The sequence below is a fragment of the Actinomadura luteofluorescens genome, assembly GCF_013409365.1.
GTDB classification, from domain to species: domain Bacteria; phylum Actinomycetota; class Actinomycetes; order Streptosporangiales; family Streptosporangiaceae; genus Spirillospora; species Spirillospora luteofluorescens.
This window is the reverse complement of sequence record NZ_JACCBA010000001.1, coordinates 1287012-1309616: the sequence shown is the minus strand read 5'-3', so window position 1 is coordinate 1309616 and position 22605 is coordinate 1287012. Positions and strand designations below refer to the sequence as shown.

At 71.2% G+C, this 22605-nt stretch carries 21 protein-coding genes; 8 read left to right on the top strand and 13 right to left on the bottom strand.

What is annotated here, in order from left to right; all coding sequences use genetic code 11:
- Nucleotides 1-69 precede the first annotated feature (69 nt).
- The 4 genes from gnd to BJY14_RS05775 all read left to right on the top strand — a co-directional run bounded on the left by gnd (nucleotide 70) and on the right by BJY14_RS05775 (nucleotide 5548).
- Entirely contained in the window at nucleotides 70-1494 is a 1425-nt protein-coding gene (gene gnd, locus BJY14_RS05790; protein WP_179842659.1) for an NADP-dependent phosphogluconate dehydrogenase, read from the top strand.
- 73 nt (nucleotides 1495-1567) lie between these two features.
- Nucleotides 1568-2164 carry an HD domain-containing protein gene (locus BJY14_RS05785; RefSeq protein WP_179842658.1) on the top strand — a complete coding sequence of 199 codons (597 nt, stop codon included), beginning with the start codon at nucleotides 1568-1570 and terminating at the stop codon, nucleotides 2162-2164.
- Nucleotides 2165-2217: 53 nt separating this feature from the next.
- Nucleotides 2218-4725 (top strand): DEAD/DEAH box helicase, encoded by a 2508-nt coding sequence (locus BJY14_RS05780; RefSeq protein ID WP_179842657.1) that lies wholly within the window; start codon nucleotides 2218-2220, stop codon nucleotides 4723-4725.
- Between the two features lie 10 nt (nucleotides 4726-4735).
- Nucleotides 4736-5548, top strand: a complete 813-nt coding sequence (locus tag BJY14_RS05775) for a carbon-nitrogen hydrolase family protein (protein WP_179842656.1) — start codon at nucleotides 4736-4738, stop codon at nucleotides 5546-5548.
- Nucleotides 5549-5689: 141 nt separating this feature from the next.
- Here BJY14_RS05775 and BJY14_RS05770 read toward each other — a convergent pair whose 3' ends face one another.
- From BJY14_RS05770 to BJY14_RS05730, 9 genes are all read right to left on the bottom strand, one after another.
- Entirely contained in the window at nucleotides 5690-7204 is a 1515-nt protein-coding gene (locus tag BJY14_RS05770; RefSeq protein WP_179842655.1) for a CoA-acylating methylmalonate-semialdehyde dehydrogenase, read from the bottom strand.
- A 64-nt stretch (nucleotides 7205-7268) separates the two neighbouring features.
- Entirely contained in the window at nucleotides 7269-8267 is a 999-nt protein-coding gene (locus BJY14_RS05765; protein WP_312879002.1) for an ornithine cyclodeaminase family protein, read from the bottom strand.
- Between the two features lie 97 nt (nucleotides 8268-8364).
- The gene (locus tag BJY14_RS05760) at nucleotides 8365-9798 is read right to left on the bottom strand and encodes an NAD(P)/FAD-dependent oxidoreductase (RefSeq protein ID WP_179842654.1); all 1434 of its coding nucleotides are present in this window, start codon (nucleotides 9796-9798) and stop codon (nucleotides 8365-8367) included.
- Entirely contained in the window at nucleotides 9795-10778 is a 984-nt protein-coding gene (locus BJY14_RS05755; protein ID WP_179842653.1) for an alpha/beta hydrolase, read from the bottom strand. Before BJY14_RS05755 ends, BJY14_RS05760 begins: the two co-directional genes overlap by 4 nt.
- Entirely contained in the window at nucleotides 10775-11707 is a 933-nt protein-coding gene (locus tag BJY14_RS05750; RefSeq protein WP_179842652.1) for an ABC transporter substrate-binding protein, read from the bottom strand. Before BJY14_RS05750 ends, BJY14_RS05755 begins: the two co-directional genes overlap by 4 nt.
- Nucleotides 11708-11737: 30 nt before the next feature.
- The gene (locus tag BJY14_RS05745; RefSeq protein WP_179842651.1) at nucleotides 11738-12511 is read right to left on the bottom strand and encodes an amino acid ABC transporter ATP-binding protein; all 774 of its coding nucleotides are present in this window, start codon (nucleotides 12509-12511) and stop codon (nucleotides 11738-11740) included.
- The gene (locus tag BJY14_RS05740; protein ID WP_179842650.1) at nucleotides 12504-13430 is read right to left on the bottom strand and encodes an amino acid ABC transporter permease; all 927 of its coding nucleotides are present in this window, start codon (nucleotides 13428-13430) and stop codon (nucleotides 12504-12506) included. Before BJY14_RS05740 ends, BJY14_RS05745 begins: the two co-directional genes overlap by 8 nt.
- Nucleotides 13427-14365 carry an ornithine cyclodeaminase family protein gene (locus tag BJY14_RS05735; protein ID WP_246396546.1) on the bottom strand — a complete coding sequence of 313 codons (939 nt, stop codon included), beginning with the start codon at nucleotides 14363-14365 and terminating at the stop codon, nucleotides 13427-13429. The genes BJY14_RS05740 and BJY14_RS05735 overlap by 4 nt, the downstream gene beginning before the upstream one ends.
- 46 nt (nucleotides 14366-14411) lie before the next feature.
- On the bottom strand, nucleotides 14412-15293 hold the full coding sequence (locus tag BJY14_RS05730) for a threonine ammonia-lyase (RefSeq protein WP_218905137.1): 882 nt from the start codon (nucleotides 15291-15293) through the stop codon (nucleotides 14412-14414).
- Between the two features lie 155 nt (nucleotides 15294-15448).
- Between BJY14_RS05730 and BJY14_RS05725 the strand changes: the two genes are divergently transcribed.
- Complete coding sequence (locus BJY14_RS05725) at nucleotides 15449-16366, top strand: LysR family transcriptional regulator (RefSeq protein ID WP_179842647.1); 918 nt, start codon at nucleotides 15449-15451, stop codon at nucleotides 16364-16366.
- 237 nt (nucleotides 16367-16603) lie between these two features.
- Nucleotides 16604-17098, top strand: coding sequence for a hypothetical protein (locus BJY14_RS05720; protein WP_179842646.1), 495 nt, complete (start codon nucleotides 16604-16606; stop codon nucleotides 17096-17098).
- Between the two features lie 8 nt (nucleotides 17099-17106).
- Here BJY14_RS05720 and BJY14_RS05715 read toward each other — a convergent pair whose 3' ends face one another.
- Genes BJY14_RS05715 through BJY14_RS05700 form a run of 4 tightly spaced genes read right to left on the bottom strand, consistent with a single transcriptional unit; the run spans nucleotide 17107 to nucleotide 20301 of the window.
- Nucleotides 17107-17664, bottom strand: coding sequence for a Clp protease N-terminal domain-containing protein (locus BJY14_RS05715; protein WP_179842645.1), 558 nt, complete (start codon nucleotides 17662-17664; stop codon nucleotides 17107-17109).
- A 3-nt stretch (nucleotides 17665-17667) separates the two neighbouring features.
- Nucleotides 17668-17901 carry a helix-turn-helix domain-containing protein gene (locus BJY14_RS05710; protein ID WP_179278852.1) on the bottom strand — a complete coding sequence of 78 codons (234 nt, stop codon included), beginning with the start codon at nucleotides 17899-17901 and terminating at the stop codon, nucleotides 17668-17670.
- Between the two features lie 58 nt (nucleotides 17902-17959).
- Entirely contained in the window at nucleotides 17960-18979 is a 1020-nt protein-coding gene (locus BJY14_RS05705; RefSeq protein WP_179842644.1) for a hemolysin family protein, read from the bottom strand.
- The gene (locus BJY14_RS05700; protein ID WP_312879000.1) at nucleotides 18976-20301 is read right to left on the bottom strand and encodes a hemolysin family protein; all 1326 of its coding nucleotides are present in this window, start codon (nucleotides 20299-20301) and stop codon (nucleotides 18976-18978) included. The genes BJY14_RS05705 and BJY14_RS05700 overlap by 4 nt, the downstream gene beginning before the upstream one ends.
- Before the next feature lie 154 nt (nucleotides 20302-20455).
- Here BJY14_RS05700 and BJY14_RS05695 point away from each other — a divergent pair, with 154 nt between their 5' ends.
- Both BJY14_RS05695 and BJY14_RS05690 read left to right on the top strand, forming a co-directional pair.
- Nucleotides 20456-21415 (top strand): MBL fold metallo-hydrolase, encoded by a 960-nt coding sequence (locus BJY14_RS05695; RefSeq protein WP_179842642.1) that lies wholly within the window; start codon nucleotides 20456-20458, stop codon nucleotides 21413-21415.
- A 131-nt stretch (nucleotides 21416-21546) separates the two neighbouring features.
- Complete coding sequence (locus BJY14_RS05690) at nucleotides 21547-22551, top strand: hypothetical protein (RefSeq protein ID WP_179842641.1); 1005 nt, start codon at nucleotides 21547-21549, stop codon at nucleotides 22549-22551.
- The last annotated feature ends 54 nt before the right edge of the window (nucleotides 22552-22605 follow it).

The window sequence follows — 22605 nt, the reverse complement described above, 5'->3', positions numbered from 1 at the left end:
CTCGAACGGGGGGATCATGAGCCGCGTACAACCCCTTGGTCAGGGTCGCACACGAGGAGGAGTCAGCCAATGCAGAAGGCGCGAATCGGTGTCACCGGACTGGCGGTGATGGGGCGCAACCTGGCCCGCAACCTGGCCCGGCACGGGCACCCCGTAGCCGTCCACAACCGCACGTCCGCCAGGACGAAGGCCCTGGTGGAGGAATTCGGCGGCGAGGGAACGTTCCTGCCCGCGGAAACGCCGGAGCGGTTCGTGGAGTCCCTGGAGCGGCCCCGGCGGCTGGTCGTCATGGTGAAGGCGGGCGGCCCGACCGACGCGGTCATCGACGAGTTCGCCCCGCTGCTGGAGCCCGGCGACATGATCGTCGACGGCGGCAACGCCAACTTCGCCGACACCCGCCGCCGCGAGGCCGACCTGCGCGAGCGCGGGATCCATTTCGTCGGCACCGGCATCTCCGGCGGCGAGGAGGGCGCGCTGCACGGCCCGAGCATCATGCCGGGCGGCTCCGCCGAGTCCTACGAGGCGCTCGGTCCGCTGCTGGAGGACATCTCCGCCAAGGTCGACGGGACGCCCTGCTGCGTGCACGTCGGCCCCGACGGCGCCGGGCACTTCGTGAAGATGGTGCACAACGGCATCGAGTACGCCGACATGCAGCTGATCGCGGAGTCCTACGACCTGCTGCGGCACGCCGCCGGGCTCGCGCCGGCCGAGATCGCCGAGGTGTTCCGCACCTGGAACACCGGCCGCCTGGAGTCCTACCTGATCGAGATCACCGCCGAGGTCCTCGCGCACACCGACGCCTCGACGGGCCGGCCGTTCGTTGACGTCGTCCTGGACCAGGCCGAGCAGAAGGGCACCGGCCGCTGGACCGTGCAGACGGCCCTCGACCTCGGCGTCCCCGTCGGCGGCATCGCCGAGGCCGTGTTCGCCCGGTCCGTCTCCGGCCACGCCGCGCTGCGCGAGGCCGCGCGGGGCCTGCCCGGGCCGTCCCGCACGGCCGTCGCGGACTCCGGCTTCGCCGACGCCGTGGAGAAGGCCCTGTACGCCTCCAAGATCGTGGCGTACGCGCAGGGGTTCCACGAGATCCAGGCGGGCAGCGCCGAGTACGGCTGGAACATCGACCTCGGGGCGATGGCCACCATCTGGCGCGGCGGCTGCATCATCCGGGCCCGCTTCCTGGACCGCATCCGCGCCGCCTACGAGGCCGACCCGGAGACCCCGACGCTGCTGACCGACGACCACTTCGCAGAGGCCGTGGGCGACGCCCAGGACGCCTGGCGCGAGGTGGTCGCCACCGCCGCGCGTCTCGGCGTCCCCGCGCCCGGCTTCTCCACCGCGCTGGCCTACTACGACTCCCTGCGCGCCGACCGCCTGCCGGCCGCGCTCACGCAGGGGCAGCGCGACTTCTTCGGCGCCCACACCTACCGCCGCACCGACCGCGACGGCTCCTTCCACACCCTCTGGGGAGGCGACCGCACCGAGGTAGGCGCCTGACGGCCGGCCCCTGTGCCCGCAGCTCGGTCCGTCCCTGACGGGCCGAGCGGGCGCGCCGGTCTAAGGTCGTGGGGTGGAGATACCTGGGGTCGACGAGATCCGGGCCCTGCACGAGCGGTACGCGCCAGGGGCCGAGGCGTTCGAGGCCGTGTGGACGCACTGCGTCATCGTGTCCGAGATCGCCGAGCGCGTCATGGACGGGGCGGGGCTCGCGGTCGACGCCGATCTCGTGCGGGCCGGGTGCCTGCTGCACGACCTCGGCGTCTACCGGCTCTTCGGCCCGTCCGGGACGATCGACTACAGCGGCTACGTCCGGCACGGGGTGCTCGGTCACGAGATCCTCCGGGAGGAGGGGTTCCCGGAGGAGATCTGCCGCTTCTGCTCGTGCCACACCGGGGTAGGGCTTTCCCGCGACGACATCGCGCGGCAGCGGCTTCCCGTCCCGGCCGGCGACTACGTGGCCGTGACCGGCGAAGAGCGGCTCGTGATGTACGCCGACAAGTTCCACAGCAAGACCGATCCGCCGACCTTCGTGTCCGCCGCCACCTACGCCGGCCGCGTCCGGCGGTTCGGGGAGGAGAAGGTCCCCGTCTTCGAGGCGATGCGGGAGTCCTTCGGAGAGCCCGACCTCCGGCCCCTCATGGACAGGTACGGCCACGGGCTGGTCTAGACGCGGAGCGGCGTCCGGCGCGGGCAGTGGGTGATCGGGGGCAGGATGGAGGGGTGAGCCTTATCGATGAGCTTCCCTCCGGAAACGACACCGACGCCGACTCGCTGTTCGAGGCGTTCGAACGGTGGGTGTCGGGGCGCGGGATCACGCTGTACCCCGCCCAGGAGGAGGCGCTCATCGAGGTGGTCTCCGGCGCGAACGTGATCCTGTCGACGCCGACCGGGTCGGGCAAGAGCCTGGTGGCGGCGGGGGCGCTGTTCGCGGGCCTCGGCCGTGACCAGGTCGGGTTCTACACGGCGCCGATCAAGGCGCTGGTGTCGGAGAAGTTCTTCGACCTGTGCGAGATGTTCGGGCGCGACAACGTCGGGATGATGACCGGCGACGCCAGCGTGAACGCGGACGCGCCGATCATCTGCTGCACGGCGGAGGTGCTGGCGAACATCGCCCTCAGGGACGGCAAGGACGCCGACATCGGCGTGGTCGTGATGGACGAGTTCCACTTCTACGCCGAACCCGAGCGGGGCTGGGCGTGGCAGATACCGCTGCTGGAACTGCCGCAGACCCAGTTCCTGCTCATGTCGGCCACCCTCGGGGACGTCGCGTTCTTCCAGAAGGACCTGACGCGGCGGACGGGGCGGCCGACCGCCCTGGTGACGTCGGCGGAGCGGCCCGTGCCCCTCATCTACGACTACCGGGTGACGCCGCTGCACGAGACGATCGAGGAGCTGCTGGCCGAGCAGAAGGCGCCGATCTACCTGGTGCACTTCACGCAGGCGGCGGCGATCGAGCGGGCGCAGGCGCTGATGAGCATCAACGTGTGCACCAAGGCGGAGAAGGCGCGGATCGCCGAGCTGATCGGCAACTTCCGGTTCACCACGAAGTTCGGGCGCAACCTGTCGCGGTTCGTCCGGCACGGCATCGGGGTCCACCACGCCGGGATGCTGCCCAAGTACCGGCGGCTGGTGGAGCGGCTCGCGCAGGCCGGGCTGCTGAAGGTCATCTGCGGGACCGACACCCTGGGGGTCGGGGTGAACGTCCCCATCAGGACGGTCGTGTTCACCGCGCTCAGCAAGTACGACGGGCACCGGGTGCGGCGGCTCAGGGCGCGGGAGTTCCACCAGATCGCCGGGCGGGCGGGGCGGGCCGGTTTCGACACGGTCGGGTTCGTCGTCGCGCAGGCGCCCGAGCACGTGGTGGAGAACGAGAAGGCGCTGGCCAAGGCCGGGGACGACCCGAAGAAGCGGCGGAAGGTCCAGCGCAAGAAGCCGCCGGAGGGGTTCGTCGGCTGGGACGAGGACGTCTTCAAGAAGCTGCAGGAGGCCGAGCCGGAGATGCTCCGGTCCCGGTTCCAGGTCAGCCACGCGATGCTGCTGTCGGTGATCGCGCGGCCGGGCAACGCGTTCCAGGCCATGAAGCGGCTGCTGACCGACAACCACGAGGAGCCCGCGGCGCGGCGCAGGCACATCTCCCGCGCCATCGCGATCTACCGGTCGCTGCTCGCGGGCGGCATCGTCGAGGTGCTGCCGGAGCCGGACGACGCCGGCCGGTACGCGCGCATCACCGTCGACCTCCAGGAGGACTTCGCGCTCAACCAGGCGCTGTCGACGTTCGCGCTCGCGGCCTTCGAGATCCTCGACCCGGCGTCGCCGTCGTACGCGCTGGACGTGCTGTCGGTGATCGAGGCGACGCTGGAGGACCCGCGGCAGATCCTGGCCGCGCAGGTCAACCGGGCGCGGGGCGAGGCCGTCCAGGAGATGAAGGCCGAGGGCATCGAGTACGAGGAGCGGATGGAACTGCTCCAGGACGTCGACCACCCGAAGCCGCTGGAGGACGTACTCGGCGCCGCCTACGAGGTCTACCGGGCCGGGCACCCCTGGGTCGGCGACCACCCGCTGCGCCCGAAGTCCGTCGTGCGCGACATGTACGAGCGGGCGATGACGTTCACCGAGTACATCGGGTACTACGAGCTGGCGCGGGGCGAGGGGCTCGTCCTGCGGTACCTGTCGGGGGCCTACAAGGCGCTGCAGCAGACCGTCCCGGAGTCGATCAAGACCGACGACCTGATCGACCTGATCGAGTGGCTGGGCGAGCTGGTCCGGCAGGTCGACTCCAGCCTGCTGGACGAGTGGGAGCAGCTCGCCAACCCCGCCGCCGAGGACCTGGACGAGCCGATCGAGGAGCGCGTCACCAAGGTCACCGCGAACGCGCGGGCGTTCCGGGTGCTGGTGCGCAACGCGATGTTCCGCCGGGTGGAGCTGGCGGCGCTGGAGCGCTACGGCGAGCTGGGCGGGCTGGACCCCGACTTCGGCGCCGACGCGTGGGCGGAGGCGATGGACCGCTACTTCGAGGAGCACGACGAGCTGCTCACCGGGGCCGACGCGCGGGGGCCGAAGCTGCTGCAGATCGAGGAGGTCCCGCAGGACGCGCTGTGGCGCGTCCGGCAGGTGTTCGACGATCCCGAGGGGCATCACGACTGGGGCGTCAGCGCCGAGGTCGACCTCGCGGGTTCCGACCAGGAGGGCGAGGCCGTCGTCCGGGTGACCGGCGTCGACCGGATGTAGGAGGCGGCGTATGGTGCGGGTCGCGGTGGCGCAGTTCGCGCCCGGAACCGACAAGGACGAGAACCTGGCGGCGATCGGCGGGCTGGTCGCCGAGGCGGCCGGGCAGGGCGCGCGGGTCGTGGTGCTGCCCGAGTTCGCGATGTTCACCGCACCGAAGATGGACCGGCGGTTCGTCGACTCGGCCGAGGCCCTCGACGGCCCGTTCGTGGCGGGGCTCGGCGGCCTGGCCCGGCGCCACGGCGTCCACGTCGTCGCGGGCGTGAACGAGCGGCTGGACGATCCCGGCCGCATCTCCAACACCCTCGTCGCCGTCGCCCCCGCCGGGGACGTCGTCGCCGAGTACCGCAAGATCCACCTGTACGACGCGTTCGGGTACGAGGAGTCGGCGCTGGTGCGCCCCGGCGAGATCGGCGAGCCGCGCACGTTCGCCGTCGACGGCGTCACGTTCGGCATGCAGACCTGCTACGACGTCCGGTTCCCGGAGGTGACGCGGCGGATCGTGGACGCCGGCGCCGACGTCCTGGCGCTGCCCGCCGAATGGGTGCCGGGGCCGCTCAAGGAGGACCACTGGCGGACGCTGGTGCGGGCCCGCGCGATCGAGAACACCATCTACGTGGCGGCCGCCGACCAGTGCGCCCCGACCGGCGCCGGAAACAGCATGGTCGTCGACCCGATGGGCGTCGTCGTGGCGGCGCTGGGGGAGGGGACCGGGGTCGTGTCCGGCGACGTCTCGCCCGAGCGCGTCAAGGCCGTCCGCGCGAAGAACCCGGCGCTCGACCTGCGCCGCTTCACCGTCACCGAAGCCGGCCGTCCGTCAGCGTGACGGCTGGTCTCCATCCGCCGGACGGAGACCGCCCATATACCCGCTGGGTGGCGCCGGGCGCATCGGCTGGCCTGAGACACCGTTCGGCCCGGCAGCCCACCGGCAGCACTGCGTTTCGGTGAACTGAAGCATTGTGCGGTGTCAGGCATTCTGCGGGAACCCTAGTTCGAGCCCGCCTCCTGAGCGGACGGACGGGTCGATCCAGCGGGAGGTGACGACCTTGGCGCGGGTGAAGAAGTGGACCCCCTCGGTGCCGTGGGCGTGGGTGTCGCCGAACAGCGAGCGCTTCCAGCCGCCGAAGGAGTAGTAGGCGACCGGTACCGGAATGGGGATGTTGACCCCGATCATGCCGACGTGGACGTCGTTCGCGAAGCGGCGGGCGGCGCCGCCGTCGTTGGTGAAGATCGCGGCGCCGTTTCCGTACTGGTTGGCGTTGATGAGCGCGACGGCCTCGTCGTAGGAGGAGACTCGCACGACGCACAGGACCGGCCCGAAGATCTCCTCACGGTAGATCTCCATATCGGGCGTGACGTGGTCGAACAAGGTCGGGCCGAGCCAGAAGCCGCCCTCTTCGCCATGGGCTTGGACATCGCGGCCGTCGATGACCGGTTCGGCGCCGGCCCTCTCGCCCGAGGTCACGAAGCCCGCGACCCTGTCGCGGTGGGCCTTGGTGACGAGGGGGCCCATATCGATCGTGTTGGCGCTGTCACGGCGACCGTCGCCGATGCGCAGCGTCCGGATGCGCTCGGCGATCTGGACGACGAGCTCGTCGGCGATCGGCTCAAGGGCGACCAGCACGCTGATCGCCATGCAACGCTCGCCGGCGCTGCCGTACCCGGCGTTGACCGCCGCGTCGGCGGCGAGGCCGAGGTCGGCGCCGGGCAGCACGACCATGTGGTTCTTCGCGCCGCCGAGGGCCTGCACTCGCTTCCCGCGCCGACTGGCCTCCTCGTAGACGTACTGTGCGACCGGAGTGGAGCCGACGAAGCTGATCGCGGCGACGTCGGGGCTGTGCAGCAGCCCGTCGACGGCGGTCTTACCGCCCTGGAGCACGTTGAAGACACCGTCGGGGAGCCCGGCCTCCCGCCAGAGGTCGGCGATCCAGAGCGCGGCGGAGGGGTCCTTCTCGCTGGGCTTGAGGACAACGGTGTTGCCCGCGGCGATCGCGATGGGGAAGAACCACATCGGGACCATGGCGGGAAAGTTGAACGGGCTGATGATGCCGACCACACCGAGCGGGGCGCGTGTGGAGTGCACGTCGACGCCTGTGGAGGCGTTCTCGGAGTGACCGCCCCTGAGCAGGTGAGCGATGCCGCAGGCGAACTCGACGACCTCCTGGCCGCGGGAGATCTCGCCGAGCGCGTCGGAGAACACCTTGCCGTGCTCGGCGGTGATCAGCGCCGCGAGCTCGCTCTTGCGGCTGTTGAGCAGCTCACGGAACGAGAACAGGATCTGGGTGCGGCGGGCCAGGGAGACGCCCGCCCAGGTCGTGAAGGCCTTCTTGGCCGCGTCGACGACGAACTGGACGTCGGGTTCGCTGGCCAGCGCGACGCGTCCGGTGACGCGTCCGGTGGCGGGGTTGGTGACATCGGCCCACAGTTCCGGGGTCCCGGTGAACTCGGTGCCGCCGGCCCAGTGCGTGATCTCTTTGGTCATCGTGCATCTCCTTGCTACTGGCGGTTGCGGTCGTCCTCGTCGGGCCGCGGTGACGGTGCCGCGCTCAGCGGTCCTGCGGCCGTCGCATGGAGGCTTCCAGGACCGCGTTCGCGATGATCAGGTCCTCCCACGACATCCCGGAACTCTTGAACAGCACCGGGCGGCCCGCCTCGAGCCCGCGTGATCCGTCCACGACGTCGCGCATGGCGACGAGCCGATCGGCAGTGATCACGCCATCGGCGATGGCCATGACGATGTCACCCGACTCACGGGTGGCCGTCTCCACGTCCTCGACCACGACCTGCGCACGACCGACGAACGCGGAGTCGATCTCACGAGCGTCCGGCTGGTGTGAGCCGACGGCGATCACGACGCAGTCGTCCTTGACCTGGTTCGAGTCGAAGCAGGGCGTGGACGCGCTCGTCGCGCAGACGATGAGATCCGCTTCGGCGACGGCTCCGTGATGAGCTCCGGCTCGGATCACCGGCGCGGCCCGGACCGTGCTCCGGTCCACGCGGTCCGGGTTCCGAACCACGTAGGTCACGTGTGCCACCGCCTCCGGACCGAGAAGCGACCGAAGCGCGTCGACGTGCGCCCGCCCCTGCGGTCCGGCTCCGAACAGCAGGATCCGGGGCGCGTGACCCAGACGCGAGACGGCGGACCGAACCGCCGCGAAGGACACGGCCGGTGTGCGCAGTGTGGTCAGCGCGGTCCCGTCGAGCAGGGCTCGGGGGGTGAGGGTCGCGGCGTCGAACAGCACGTAGAGGGCCTGTATTCGCGGTAGGCCGCGGCGCGGGTTGCCGGGGGCGACGGACGCTATCTTGACGCCGGCGCTGTCCCCGGCCTCTGACGGCATCAGCAGGAACTGGCCGTGTCTCAGGCCGGTGGTCGTCCGGACCAGGTCGTCCTTCGGATCGAGCCCTGACCGGAGGGCGTCTTCGATCGCGGTGACCGCCATGGCCGGCGTCGTTGAGGCGTGGATGTCGGCGGCGGTGAAGTAGGGAATGCCGGCGGCACTCATCTCGGCGCCGGATTCCGGACCGGTCGCCCGCCGGTGGAGCACTCGTACACCATCATGTCTCGTTTCCTTCTCTGGACGGTCGAAGGCCGCCGAACCCGCAGGCGGGCGGCCCGGCCGGCCGCCTGCGGGCAACGGATGATCAGCGGGTACCGATCTTCATCCCGAGTCGCGCCGGCAGGTTCGCGACGAAGCGTTGGAGCCCGTTGACCGACACATCACCCTGCTGGCCGTCCTCGACTCTCGCGATCGACAGGCGGACGGCGTTGCCTCCGACCCAGCGGAACGGCTCTGGCGGGAAACGCGGGACGGTGCGCCGCACCAGCGGAAGCCGCCCCCAGGAGTCCCGCCGTCCGAGGACGAGCGAGGTCAGGATCCGCCCGATGAGGTAGGAGGGATTGACGCCATGGCCGGAGAACCCGCCCGCCCGGAGGACCCTCCCGGTTCTGCTGGGGCGGATGAACGGCAGCCCGTCCCCGCTCACGTCGATCGGGCCACCCCAAGCGCGCTCGATGCCGACGCCCTTGAGTGAAGGAAGGAGGAACTCCAGCCCGCGGCGCGCCCGAGCGACGGCCTGCCGATCGGCGTAGAGGCTCGGGTTGATGCGCCCCCCGTAGCCGATGTGCCCGGAACCGCTGCCGATGGCTATCCGGCCGTCCGGCGTCGTCCGCAGATAATGGACGAACATCCTGGCGTCGAAGATGCCCACCCCGTCGGTCCATCCCAGCTCCTCGATCAGCTCGGGAACCGGCTCGGTGAGGATCATGTGGCTGCTGAAGTTGACGACGCGGCTCCGGATGTGGCGTTCCCCGGTCAGAGCGGCCCCGGTGGCGATGACCGCACGCTCCGCCCGCACCCGCCCGCGTGCGGTCGAGACCTCGACCCGGTCGCCTGAGTCGAGGATCTCGGTGACGGGTGAGTGCTCGTGCATCCGCACGCCCACCTCGACGGCGCGCCGCCGCAGCTCCCGGGCGAGCCGTGCGGGTTGCACGGTCGCACCGTGCCTGTAGTGGACGCCGCTCCGGAACCGCGGCGAGTCGCAGAACTCGCGGGCCTCCGCGCCGCTGAGGCCGCGTACCTCGTCCAGTACACCGAGACGGCGGGCCACCGCGATCGATTGCCGAACGATGGTGTCCTGTTCGGGAGTCGCCGACATCATGGTGATGCCGGCGACGTTGAGCCACAGATCACGTTCCGAGCCCCGGCAGAAGTCCAAGATCGCCTGTTGCGCCTCGTCCGCCGCGCGGGCGACCGTCAACCCCTTCTCCGGGCCGAACAGGTCGACGAGCTGGCCGAGTTGTCCCCAGTAGCCATGGACGAAACCACCGTTGCGACCGCTGGGCCCCAGACCGCACTCGTCGCCTTCCAGCAGGACGACGTCCAGGCTCGGATCATGCGTCTTCAGCAGCCACGCGGTCCACATGCCCGTGTAGCCGCCCCCGACCACCGCGACATCGGCGTCGATCCTCTCCGAGAGAGGCGACAGCGCGGTCCCCTCGGCCTCGTCCCGAAGCGCGTCCTCCATCCACCATGGAGTCGACGCGGTGGCGACGATCTGGTCGAGCGTCAGCGTCATATCACGACCTCGAAACTCAGGTCGTCCCAGCTCCGTAGCGGTCCGGTGACCGAAAGGCGGGAGTGGAGGAACGCGGCGGCCGATTCGAGCGCGACCCTGCCCAGCGGGATGGTGCCCGGCATGCGGAAGAAGCCGTGGATCGTTCCAGCGAAACGGCGCATGCTCACCGGCACGTCCGCCGCCACCAGCGCCGCACCGTACTCCTCCGCCTCGTCCCTCAGCGGATCCAGTTCGGCGGTCAGGATCAGAGCGGGCGGCAGGCCGTGCAGGTCGTGGGCCGCGAGCGGCGAATGCCCCGGGTCGTCGGCCTTCGGTGCCTCGCCGAGGTAGTTCGACCAGTACCAGAGCATCTCCGCGGCCTCGAGACCGTATCCCGTCGCCATCGTCTCGAAGGACTTCGATCGGGACCTGCTGTCAACGGGGGGGTAGACCAGCACCTGGCAGCGCAGGCGCACCCCGGCGGCCGTCGCTCGCTGTGCGATCACCGCCGCGAGATTGCCCCCCGAGCTGTCGCCCACCACGGCGATCGCCCTGGGGTCGACGCCGAGGTCGTCGGCATGGGCGGCGAGCCATTCGAGCGCGGCCTCGCAGTCTTCGACCGCCGCCGGATACCGGTGCTCGGGAGCGAGCCTGTAGTCGACGGCGACAACGGTGACGCCCGCCAGGGCGCACAGCGCCCGGCTCACACCGGCGTGCGAGTCCAGATCGCCGACCGTCCATCCGCCGCCGTGGATGTACAGCACGACCGGACCGGCGCCCGCGTCTCCGGCGGGCCGGAACACGCGGACTGGGACGCCGCCCGCGAGGTGGTCCGCCATGGCGCCGACGACCGGCTGCGGGCCGAACTCCGCGACGAGTGCCTTCCGGTTGAACTCACGTGCGTCGGCCGCGCCCATCTCCTCCTCCGAGGTCCGGGACGGGACGTTCAGGCGGCGCAGGTACGCCGCCGTCGCCAGCTCGATCCTCGGTCGTGCCGTCACTGGGGAGTCTCCGCTCCATTGATCTCGATCTTCTTGACGACGGATCCCTGCAATCCGTGCTTCTTGAATATCGCGGTATAGGTTCCGTCCGCGAAGAGCGCCTCCAGCGCGGCCTTGACCGCGTCCCGCAGCTCGGTGTGGTCCTTGCCCACACCAACTCCGATCTTGATCGGGTTGTAGCCGCTGGGCGGCGCTTTGGAATCGTTGAGGACTTCGAACGCCGCTCCCTTCTCGCTGGTCCGGGCGATGTAGGTGCCGCTGGCGAGATCGACGAAGAATCCGCTTGTTTTGCCGGTCTTCAGGGAGAGCAGCGCGTCAGAGCTCTTCGCGAACTGGGCGATCTGGATGGGCTTTCCCGCCTTCGCGCAGGTGGTCTTGTTGAACTCCTGGATGAAGGTGACCTGGATGGCGCCCTTTTCCATCGACACCGGCTTCCCGCAGAAGTCGGCCAGCGTCGTGACGCCTTGAGGGTTCCCCTTCGGGATGACCATGCCGATGCCGGCGAGCGCGTACGTGACGAAATCGATCTCCTTCGCCCGCTCGGAGGTGACGCCCATGTCCGAGATGATGAGGTCGAACCTCTTCGCCTTGGTCCCGGCGATGACGCCGTCGAAGCTGACCGCCTGCCAATCCGTCTTCATGCCCAGCTTGGCGGCCACCGCATTGCCCAGATCGATGTCGAGTCCGACGAGCTTCTGGTTCTCGTCGAAGTACTCGAAGGGCGGATATGGCGCCGCGGTGGCGATGCGCAGGCGGCCCCTGAACGAGTCGGGGACCTTCGCCGCGAGTTGCTCGTCGACCATGACCTTCCGATCCGCGATCGTGGTCGAGCCGCTGCCGGTCGAGTCGGATGAGTCACCGCAGCCGACGAGCCCGCCGGCGAAGACGGCCGCGCATGCTGCGACCGCCGCCAATCTACGTGCTTTCATGTCTTCCTTTCGGGAATTTCCCGGCCGTGCTCAGGCGAGTACCTTGGAGAGGAAATCCCGTGTTCTGGCATGTGAAGGATTGGTGAGTACCTGCTCGGTGGGGCCGCTCTCGGCGATGATCCCGCCGTCCATGAAGGCCACGCGGTCGGCGACTTCCCGGGCGAAACCGATCTCGTGGGTGACGACGACCATCGTCATTCCGCTCTGGGCGAGGTCCCGCATCACGGCGAGGACGTCGCCGACCAGCTCCGGATCCAGTGCGGACGTGGGTTCGTCGAACAGCATCAGGTTGGGACCCATGGCCAGTGCGCGGGCGATGGCCACTCGTTGTTGCTGGCCGCCCGAGAGCGAGGAGGGGTAGCAATCGGCCTTGTCGCTGAGGCCGACCGTTTCCAGCAGTTCCCGCGCCGTCTGGTATGCCTGCTCTTTGCTCTTGTGCAGGACGCGTACAGGCGCCTCGGCGACATTCTGGACCGCCGTCATGTGCGCGAAGAGGTTGAACCGCTGGAACACCATGCCGATCTCGCTGCGGCGACGGCAGACCTCCTTGTTCGGCAGTTCGCGAAGTGTCCCCCGCTCTTCGCGGTAGCCGACGGGTTCGCCGTAGACGGAGAGGAGGCCGACGTCCACTGTCTCGAGATGGTTGATGCAGCGGAGGAAGGTGCTCTTGCCCGAGCCGCTCGGGCCGATGAGGCAGACGACCTCTCCGTCGTGTACGTCGAGGTCGACCCCCCGGAGCACGTGGATGTCGCCGAAACTCTTGTGGATCCCCTGGGCGCTGACGGCCAGGCGCGGTTCAGGCATCGACGGCTCCCCTCCGCTTGAAGCCGAAAAGCCTGTTCATGGGCCCTCGGGCCGTGGTCCGGGTCAGGCCCCGGCTGTATCGCTTCTCGAGATGGGTCTGGAGAAGAGTGAGCACCGAAGTGATCGCCATGTACCAGATGCTCGCGACGATGAGCAGCGGGATGACCTGGAAGTTCTGCGCGTATATCTGCTGGAGGTTCGTCAGCAGGTCCTTGCCGGCGATGACGGAGACCAGCGCCGTCGTCTTCAGCATGGTGATGACCTCGTTGCTCATCGGCGGGACGATCGTTCGCATGGCCTGCGGAAGGACGATCCGCCGCAGGGTCTGGGGCGAGTTCATCCCCAGCGACGACGCCGCCTCGACCTGTCCGGCATCGACTCCGAGGATCCCCGACCTCACGATCTCCGACGCGTAGGCCACCTCGTTGAGACCGAGGGCCAGGAGCGCGGCGACGGTCGGGGTGATGACGTTGGCGTCGAAGGACACGAAGGTGATGCCGGTGAACGGAATACCGATCTTCAGCTCGGGATAGAGCGCTCCGAGGTAGCCCCAGAAGATGATCTGGATCAGCACGGGTGTTCCCCGGAAGACCCACAGGTACAGGTTGGCGCAGAACGACAGGACGGGGTTCGGCGACAGACGCATGATCGCCAGAAGCGTGCCCCCGACCAGCCCGATGACCATGGCGAGAACCGTGAGGTACAGGGTGACGACGAGCCCGCTCAGGGTCAGTTCATGGAAGAGGTAGTCCCACACCACGTCCTTCGGCAGTCGCGGATTCGTCCACAGTGAATGGGCGAGTGCGACGAGGAAGAACACGACGACGGCGCCACAGAGCATCCTGAGCCGGCGCGCGGCCCGCCGAGGATGCACGCGCAGTTGCTGGGCCGGCGCGGTGGGCGTCCTGGTGGCGCTCATTTCGTCTCCTCGGGGAATCGGGCCTCGGCGATGCGGCGGCCGATCCCTCTGGCGACGGCCTTCGAGTACGCGAGCGACGCGATGGCCGCGTCCTGCGAGCCGACGCCGGACAGGTCCGCGATCGTGATCCCGCGGTCGTCGAGCCGTCCGCGCGCCTTCCCCTGGAGGAGCGCGCCGAGTGCCACCGTGCGCGACACGTCCCATGACCCGTCGCGCGCCGCATGCTGGAGCTCTCCATGAGTGATCGCCTGGTCAGGGTCGTCGACGACCACGACCGCCGCGCGCCGCAGGCACTCGGCGTCCAGTTCGCGCTTGCCGGGCGAGTCGCAACCGATGGCCGTGAGGTGGGTTCCCGGTTCGAGCCACGCGCCTTCGACGACCGGCTCGCGCGATGGTGTGGTCGTCACGACGATGTCCGCGCCCGCCACGGCCTCCTCGCCCGAGTCGCACACCTGTACGGTCACGCCGTAACGGGTCCGGGCATCGAGCGCGTAGCGTTCCGCATGAGCCCGGCGTCTGGAGAGGACGCGTACCGTGTCGATCTTGCGGACGCGAAGAAGGGCGTCGAGCTGGAACCTTGCCTGGCTGCCGGCGCCGATCACGGCCACGGTCGAGGCGTCGGCTCTCGACAGCAGGTCGGTGGCCAGCGCGCCGGTGGCGCCGGTGCGGAGTTCGGTCAGGTATCCGTTGTCGAGGAGAATGGCCTCCAAGTAGCCCGAGGACGAACTGAAGACGAGGCTCAGGCCGCTGTGCACGGGCTCGCCCGACCTGTTGTTTCCGGGGAACGATGAGGCGACCTTGACGGCCCAGGTCGGATCGCCGTGGATGTAGGAGCCCTTGGCGTGGACGTCCGCGCCGTGCTCGTCGAATTCGAGGGTGATCACATCCGGCTTCTCGACGGCTCCGCGGTCATGTGCGATGAAGCTCGACCTCATCGCTTCCAGAGCCTCGGACGGAGTGAGCAGGGTGTGAATCTCCGACTCACTGAGCAGAAGCATCGCCGAGCACCCCCGCCAGTGTCGGCAACGCGATGTTCCTGCCGGTGACCAGCGCCAACGGGCTTCCCACGGAGGTCGCCCGGCGGTTCATGACGGCGGCCACCCCGACGGCCCCGGAGCCCTCGGCGACCAGCCCGTGCTCGGCCGCGAGGAACCGGATGGCCTCCTCGATCTCCTCCTCGGTGACGGCGACCATCTCGTCGACGCGTCGTGAGGCGATCTCCACCGTGACCGAACCCGCCTCGAGATTGCCCGCGAGTCCATCGGCCAGCGTCCGGCCGACGGGCACGTTCACGACGCGTCCCGCCTCGATCGCCGCGCTCAGCCCTCGCGACGCCGCGCTCTCGACACCGACGACCCTCACGTCGGAGCGGTCCTGTGCCCACAGGCAGACGCCTGCCACCAGGCCGCCCCCTCCGACGGGGACGTACACCGTGATCGGTCCGTCGATGTGCGCCAGTTCGGCGCCGATGGTGCTCTGCCCCGCGATGACGTTCGGGTCGTTGTAGGCGGAGATGTAGGAGTGGCCTTCCGCCGCCAGGGTGAGAGCGTGCTCCTCGGCCTCCTCGTAGTTCTCGCCCACGTGTTCGAGCTTGCAACCCGAGCGTTCGAGCGCGTTCGCCTTCGCGCTGGAAGCCGTCCGAGGGATCACGACCGTGGCGTGCCGGTCCAGCCGCTCGGCCGCCCACGCGACCGCCAGTCCGTGATTGCCTGCCGATGCCGTGACGATTCCGCGGTTCCGCTCGGCCATCGCCACGGCGGCCAGGGCACCCCGGACTTTGAAGGAGCCGGTCGGTTGGAGGCTCTCGAGTTTGAGGAACGCGTCAGGCGCCAGCCGCGGGCTCGGCATGAGAGGGCTCGCCACCAGGGTGTTCGTCACCACGGCCAGTGCCGCGTCTACCGCCGAGGCGGTCGGAGCACTCACAGCTCGCGTTGCGGGGTGAATCATGCGGGAAGTATTGAGGTGCCCCGAGACGGAGGTCAATCGCGGGTTTTTCCGAAATAGATTAAGTTTTGCTTATGCTCGACGCGAAACGCCTCCGAGTCCTCGCCGAGTTGTCACGGCGGGGGACCATCGTGGCCGTCGCGAGGGAGCTCGGTTACACGGCCTCCGCCGTCTCCCAGCAACTCGCGCAGCTCGAGCGCGAGGCCGGAGTCGTTCTCCTGGAGAGACACGCCCGCCGGGTGCAGCTGACCCTGGCCGGCCGTGTCCTGGCCGAGCACGCGTACAGGGTGCTGTCCGAGCTCGAGGCGGCCGAGCACGCCGTCCACGACGTGGCGAACCTGCGAGCCGGCATCCTCCGCATGGCCACCTTCGCGACCGCCGCGACCGAACTGCTCCCGTTGGCGCTGCGACTGTTCCGACACCGCTACCCGGGCATCTCTCTCACGATCATCGAACACGAGACCGAAGAGGCGCGTGCGGCCGTCCTCGCCGACGAGATCGATCTCGCGATCACCTACCAGTACTCGTGCTCGCCCAGGCCGGACAATCGCGGTCTCCAGCAGACGTTGCTCGGGGCGGAGCCGATGCTGCTGGCGGTTCAACGGAACGATTCGCCGTCCGCTCACTCGCGGGCCCGCCTGTTCGACTACGCCGAGGCGGAATGGGTCGGTGACATGGTGCCGCCGGGCCACCAATCCGTCACCGAGATCGCCTGCCGGGCCGGGGGGTTCGAGCCTCGGGTGCCGTACAAGGCGGTCAGCTACCGCACAGCCCTCGGCCTCGTGGCCAGCGGTTTCGGCATCGCCCTCATCCCGGAGCTGGCCAGACAGCGCGAGGATGTGATCCAGTACCTTCCCGTCGACGAACCGCAGGGGCTGGCCCGCGAGATCTTCGTGACCTGCCGCGCATCCGATGCGAATCCGGCCGTCCGCGCCATGTCCATCGCGCTGTGGGAGAGCGCGTCGGCCTCGCTTCGCTCCACCTCGCCCTGACGAGCCGGACGTCCAGGTCGGGATGGTGGGAGAAGCCGAAGCGGCCCCCGCCGGGAAACCCGGTGTGATCACGGGCCGCCGGGGACGGACCGGGGCGGACGGCGGGTGTCGGTCTCCTCCGCGTTCGTCGAGGAATTCGCCTGCTCACGAGGCTTCGGCCCCCGCCAATGTATCGAGCTGGCAACGGTTGCGGCGCGTCTCCGTGTCCGGGCGGGTGCGTAGCGTGACCATCGTGGGGTGCGCCTTTCCTCCAGCCTTCCGCCCGCCGGGTTCACCCGCGGCGGGCCCCGGCGGCCCATCCGCCGCCCGACCCGCCTGCCGGCGGTCGCCGCGGCGTTCGCCCTCGTCGCGGGGCTCGTCCTCGTCATCGCCTACGGCACGACGCGGTTCGCGCCGGTCCGTCCGGCGGACGGCGTCACCACGCCGGTGCCGTCCGCCAGGCCTTCGCCGGCCTCGTCGCCGCCGCCGGGACGGGACGTGGCCGAGCCGCGCGCGAACCCGTCCCGGCACCACGCCGGGCACAAGAAGCGGGCTCATCGCGGCGGGCGCGCCGCCTCGCCGCGCCGGCACCACCGCCCCGTGCGGCGGCACCACAGGCCCGCGGTGCGCAAGCCTCCGCGGCCCCGCCACGCGCCCCCGCCGTGGGTCTCGGGGGAGTGCAAGCGGCGCTTCCCCTACGATCCCGCCCGCGGCGCCGCCTGCGTCGGCGCCCTCACCGGCGCCTTCGGCTGACCGGGCGGTCAGGCCGCTTTGGAGGTCAGCAGCCGGCGCACCTCGGCGCGCAGCTCCTCGACGTCCACCCCGGCCCCGGTGACCAGCCGCACCGACGGGAAGCCGCCGTCGTGCAGGACGCCGAGCAGGAGGTGTCCGCTGCGGATCTCCTTCTGACCGAGCCGGATCGCGTGCCGGAGGCTCAGCTCCAGCGCCTTCTTGGCCTCGGGCGCGAAGGGGACGCGGCCCTGGCGGAACCGGTCGGCCTTCCCGGCCGGCGCGTCGAGCGCGCCCTCGCCGAAGCTCTGCTCGGTGGCCTCGCGGACCGCGTCCAGGTCGATACCGATGCTGCGCAGGGCGTCGGGGTCGAGGGCGTCGCCGTCCGCGCGGCCGGCGCGGGCGATCCGGGCCCGCAGGTCGTCCGGGGTGAGCCCGTGCGAGCGCAGCGCGCGTCCCGTGGCGTCCCCGGCGCCCGCCAAAGCGAGCAGTAGGTGCTCGGTGCCGATGTGGCGGTCGCGCAGCGCCCGCGCCTCGGCCTGGGCCCCGGTGACCGTCTGCCGCGCCTCCGCGGTGAAACGCTCGAACATGCTCTACTGCTCCTTCTTGAGTAGGCGGCGGCCGGAGCCGTGCTTCTTGTGGACGGCCTGCCGGCTCACGCCGAGGCAGACCGCGATCTCCTGCCAGGACCAGCCCTGGTCGCGGGCGCTGGCGACCTGCAGCGCCTCCAGCCTCTCGGCCAGTTCGCGCAGCGCGCGCACGGCCCGCAGCCCCACCGCGGGATCCCGGCTGCTCGCCTCCTGGGCGAGCGTCACTCCATCGCTCATGTCTGTCAATGTAGGTTGACATCGAGCGCGTGTCAACCAACGTTGACATGCCGGGGGTTCAGCGCACGGCCAGCAGCGTCGTGAGCAGGTCGTCCAGGCTGACCAGTCCGGCGACGCGGCCGTCCGGCGCGACGGCGAGACCGAGATGGCTGTGGCCCGCCTTCAGGGTGGCGACCGCCTCGCCGACGGGCGTGCCGACCGGCATCGCCGGGACGGGATGCGCGAGGTCCCCGGCGGGGGTTGCGCGGCCCCGCGCCCGGGCCACGAAGGCGTCCCGGACGTGCACCATGCGGGCCTGCCCCGGACGCCCGAGGCCCCGCACCATCAGCCGGATGTGACCGGTGCGCGCGGCGACGTCGATGACCTCCTGCGGCGTCGCCGATGGCGGGACCGACACGATGTCGGTGACCGGCACGACGAGGCCCGCCAGCGGGGCGCGCGGCGCGTCCAGCGCGGCGGTGAGCAGCGTCAGGTCGCTCTGCCCGATCAGCCCCAGCCGCCGCGACTCCTGGGCGATGCTGCGCAGCTGCTCGGGGGTGCGCGACACCTCCCGCGAGTCGGCCGGGCGGACGCCCACCAGCCTCAGCAGCAGGTTCGTCGCGCCGTTCAGCGCCGCCAGCACCGGGCGCGCGAGGGCGGCGAACGCGCGGAAGGGCAGGCCCAGCACGCTCGCCGAGCGCTCCGGGTCGGCGATCGCCCACGCCTTCGGCGCCATCTCCCCGACGACCATGTGCAGGAACGTCACGAGCGCCAGGGCCAGCACGAACGCGACGGCGTGCGCCGCGCCCCCCGGCAGCCCGGCGGCGTGGAACAGCGGCGTGAGGGTCCCCGCGAACACCGGCTCGGACACCAGGCCGAGGCCGAGCGAGCACATCGTGATGCCGAGCTGCGCCCCCGCGAGGGTCAGCGACAGCTCGTCGATCCCCGCGACGGCCGCGCCCGCGCCCCGCCCGCCGCGCGCGGCGGCCCGCTCCAGCCGTGGCCGCCGCGCCGCCACCAGTGCGAACTCGGTGGCGACGAAGAACCCGTTGCCCGCCAGCAGCGCCAGCGTGACGGCGGTGCCCAGCCCGAGGTTCACCGGTCCTCCTCCACGGTGCGGACGCGGATCAGCTCCGGCACGTGCCGGCGGATGGTCAGGACCTCCACCACGGCCGTGCGGGCCGGCTCGTCCAGCCGGGTCGGCGCCAGCTCCACCCGGACGACGTCGCCCGGCCGCGCGACCCGGCCGAGCCGCTTCATCAGCAGCCCCGCGACGGTCTCGTAGTCGCCCTCCGGCAGCGCGATGCCGGTCTCGTGGGCGACCTCGTCCATCCGCAGGCCCGCGTCCGTCGTCCACCACTCGCCGCTGCGGATCGCGAGGTCCTCGCCCGGCTCGTTCTCGTCGGCGATCTCCCCGACCAGCTCCTCGGCGACGTCCTCCCAGGTGAGGATGCCGGCGAAGCCCCCGTACTCGTCCACCACGCAGGCCAGGGGCTCGCCGGCCCCCTGGAGCCGCAGCACGACCTGCGGCAGCGGCAGCGACGACGGCAGCAGCAGGGCCGGCCGGGCGAGCGCGCGGACCTCGGTGTGCGCGGCGGCGTCCGGGTCCAGCGCGACCAGCTCCTCCAGCCCGACGACCCCGACCACGTCGTCGACGCCCTCGCCGAGGACGGGGTAGCGGGTGTGCCCGCTCGCCGCGATCACGTCGCTCACCTCGGCGGCGCGCGCCGCGGCCGGCACCGTCACCACGTCGACGCGGGGCACCATGACCTCCTCGGCGTCCCGCTCGGAGAACACCAGGGCCCGCTCCAGCAGGTCGGCGTGGCCCGCCTGGAACAGCTCCCCGGACTCGCCGATCATGTGCCCGAGCTCCTCCAGCGTCGCGCCGTGCCGCAGTTCCTCCACCGGCTCGATGCCCACCGCGCGGACGAGCCGGTTCGCGGACGCGTCGAACAGCCTGATCAGCGGGCCGGCCACCGCCAGGTAGACCAGGGTGGAGCCGGCCAGCGCGCGGGCCAGCGGCTCCGCCCGCGCCAGCGCCAGGTTCTTGGGGAACAGCTCGCCCAGCAGCATCTGGATCAGAGTGGCCAGGACGAAGCCGAGCGCGACCGCCACCCCGCCGACCGCCGCGTCCGGGACCCCGAGCGCGCGCAGTGCCGGCGCGATCAGGTCCGCCAGGGCCGGCTTGGCGATGAAGCCCACGACCAGCGCGGTGACCGTGATGCCGAGCTGGGCGCCCGACAGCATGAACGACAGCCGGCCCATCACCCGCACCGCGCGTCCCGCGGCCCGGTCGCCCTCCGCCGCCCGCTGGTCCAGCGCCGGGCGGTCCGCGGTGACGAACGCGAACTCCTGCGCCACGAAGTAGCCGGTCGCGGCGGTCAGCACGAGGACGGCCAGCAGTCCGAGCGCGGCGTTCACCCGGGGATCCTCCTCACGCGCGGCGTCTTCGAGTCCCCTCCTACCCCCGGCCGGGCGTCCCTCCCCGAGGGGTGGGACGGTTATCGACCGCTCTGTGTGGAATGAACCACATTGCAGGCGAAGAGGCCGGGGCCATGACCGCGAGGGGGCGCCCATGCCGAGACCGTTCGCGTCGTCCGCGGACCTGGGCGGCAAGACGCAGACGCTGGAGATCCTCGCCGACGGGGTGTACGCGCTCACGGCCGAGGGCGACCCGAACGTCGGGGCGGTCGAGGGCGAGGATTTCCTGGTCTGCTTCGAGGCCCTCGCAACGCCCGCCGCCGCGCGCGACTGGCTCGCGGTCCTGCGCGAGCACACCGACAAGCCCATCCGCTACCTGGTCCTGTCGCACTACCACGCCGTCCGGACGCTGGGCGCGAGCGCGTTCGGCGCCCCGGTGGTCGTGGCGCACGACCTCACCCGCGCGCTGATCGCCGAGCGCGGCAGGCAGGACTGGGAGTCGGAGTACGGCCGGATGCCCCGGCTGTTCAAGGACCCGGACGGCATCCCGGGGCTCACCCGGCCGACCGCGACGTTCTCCGGCACCCTCACCATCGACCTCGGCGGCGACCGCGGCGACCTCGACCTGGCCTACTGCGGGCGCGGCCACACCGAGGGCGACATCGTGGCGTGGCTGCCCCGGCACCGGATCCTGTTCGCCGGCGACCTCGTGGAGACCCAGGCGGCGCTCTACACCGGCGACGCTTTCCACCGCGAGTGGGCGTCCGGCACGCTCGACCACGTCCACTCCTTCGGGGCCGAGATCCTCGTCGGCGGGCGCGGCGCCGTCGCGCACGGCCGCGACGCCGCCCAGGCCGCCGTCGGGCAGACCCGCGACTTCCTCGTCACGATGATCGACGAGGTCGAACGGGTCCGGCGGGAGGGCGGCGCGCTCAAGGACGCGTTCGCCGCCGTGCACGCGGCGCTCGCCCCCGCCTACGGCGGCTGGCCGATCTTCGAGCACTGCCTGCCGTTCGACGTCTCCCGCCTCTGGGACGAGCTGGACGGCGTCGAGCGCCCCCGGATCTGGACGGCGGAGCGCGACCGGGAGGTCTGGGCGGAGCTGCAGGACTAGCCGGTACGGAGGAGGGATATCCAGCGACGGCAGAAATGTCCGGATCTCGTGACAACCCGGAGAGAGCCGGGGCCCGCGTGGAAGGCTCGGAACGGCCCGGCAGCGGGTTCCCGACGCGGAGGGGAGTGGCGATGACCGAGCGATACCGTCCCCGCCCGGTGTTCGATCCCGGCATCGGCGGCGAGGAGCGCGCCCTGCTGGCCGCCGCGCCCGAGCGGCTCGTCCCGGCCTGCCTGCCCGCTCCGGCGCCCCCGCGGCTGCGCACCTCCACGGTCGCCGCGCGGCTGGTGTGGATCCCGGCGTTCGCGCTGTTCTACGGCGTGCTGCCCGGAGGATGGCTGCGCGTGTGCTTCGTCGCCTCGCTGGACGACGACGAGCTGGTGGGCGGCGCGGTGCGCTGGGGGAGGCTGCCCGTCCTCGCGATGATGCTCACCCCGGCCCTGCAGGTCGCCCTGCTGCTGCTCGGCCAGGTGGAGGCCGCCGTCGTCCTCGCCGCCGCGAGCTTCGCCGCCTGGGTCGCCGGGGCGCTGCGCCACGTCCGGGAGCCCGCGGCCGCCCGCGCCGCGCGCGAGCACCACGGACGCTACCTGCTGCCCGCCGACTTCGACCAGCCCGCCGCCGGGCTCCTCGTGCGCGCCCAGCGCGCCGTGGACGGCGTGCTCGGGTCGAGGGCGCACTGCGCCGGGCTGCTCGACGACATCAACAACTCGGTCGTCCTGCCGCGGCAGGAGTGGGCGATCGCGGACGCCCTCGCCGAGCACACCCGGCTGCGCCGGGAGCGCCGCGCCCAGCGGCCGGAACGCCTCTCGCCGCACGTCCTGGCCCTGCTGGAGCCGCAGGACCGCGCCCTGGACCTGTCGGTCCGCTCGGTCACCGGGCGGATCGAGGCGCTGGAGGCCTACGCGCGCCGGGCGGGCGAGGCCGACGACGCCTACCACGAGGCCGGCGTCCTGCAGGAGCTGCCCGAGCAGAACGCCCGCTACCGGGACCTGCTGGCGAGCACCGTCGGGGACGCGATGGCGGGCGAGGAGATCCGCGGGATGGCCGAGGACGCCCGCCGGGCCGAACTGGCGCTGCGCGAGCGCGTCGCCGGCGCCGTGCGGGCCGGGCACGAGCTGGGCCCGCCGCTGCGCTGACCCGAGGCCCCCGGGTGCCGTACGCGTCCCCTCCCGGCTCCCCGCGGGCCCCGC

Bases quoted from the DNA above. Each gene is read 5' to 3' on its own strand.
- gnd (WP_179842659.1), top strand. From the start codon at position 70: ATGCAGAAGGCGCGAATCGGTGTCACCGGACTGGCGGTGATGGGGCGC.
- BJY14_RS05775 (WP_179842656.1), top strand. From the start codon at position 4,736: ATGGTGCGGGTCGCGGTGGCGCAGTTCGCGCCCGGAACCGACAAGGAC.
- BJY14_RS05770 (WP_179842655.1), bottom strand. From the start codon at position 7,204: ATGACCAAAGAGATCACGCACTGGGCCGGCGGCACCGAGTTCACCGGG.
- BJY14_RS05760 (WP_179842654.1), bottom strand. From the start codon at position 9,798: ATGACGCTGACGCTCGACCAGATCGTCGCCACCGCGTCGACTCCATGG.
- BJY14_RS05750 (WP_179842652.1), bottom strand. From the start codon at position 11,707: ATGAAAGCACGTAGATTGGCGGCGGTCGCAGCATGCGCGGCCGTCTTC.
- BJY14_RS05745 (WP_179842651.1), bottom strand. From the start codon at position 12,511: ATGCCTGAACCGCGCCTGGCCGTCAGCGCCCAGGGGATCCACAAGAGT.
- BJY14_RS05740 (WP_179842650.1), bottom strand. From the start codon at position 13,430: ATGAGCGCCACCAGGACGCCCACCGCGCCGGCCCAGCAACTGCGCGTG.
- BJY14_RS05735 (WP_246396546.1), bottom strand. From the start codon at position 14,365: ATGAGGTCGAGCTTCATCGCACATGACCGCGGAGCCGTCGAGAAGCCG.
- BJY14_RS05725 (WP_179842647.1), top strand. From the start codon at position 15,449: ATGCTCGACGCGAAACGCCTCCGAGTCCTCGCCGAGTTGTCACGGCGG.
- BJY14_RS05715 (WP_179842645.1), bottom strand. From the start codon at position 17,664: ATGTTCGAGCGTTTCACCGCGGAGGCGCGGCAGACGGTCACCGGGGCC.
- BJY14_RS05710 (WP_179278852.1), bottom strand. From the start codon at position 17,901: ATGAGCGATGGAGTGACGCTCGCCCAGGAGGCGAGCAGCCGGGATCCC.
- BJY14_RS05695 (WP_179842642.1), top strand. From the start codon at position 20,456: ATGCCGAGACCGTTCGCGTCGTCCGCGGACCTGGGCGGCAAGACGCAG.
- BJY14_RS05690 (WP_179842641.1), top strand. From the start codon at position 21,547: ATGACCGAGCGATACCGTCCCCGCCCGGTGTTCGATCCCGGCATCGGC.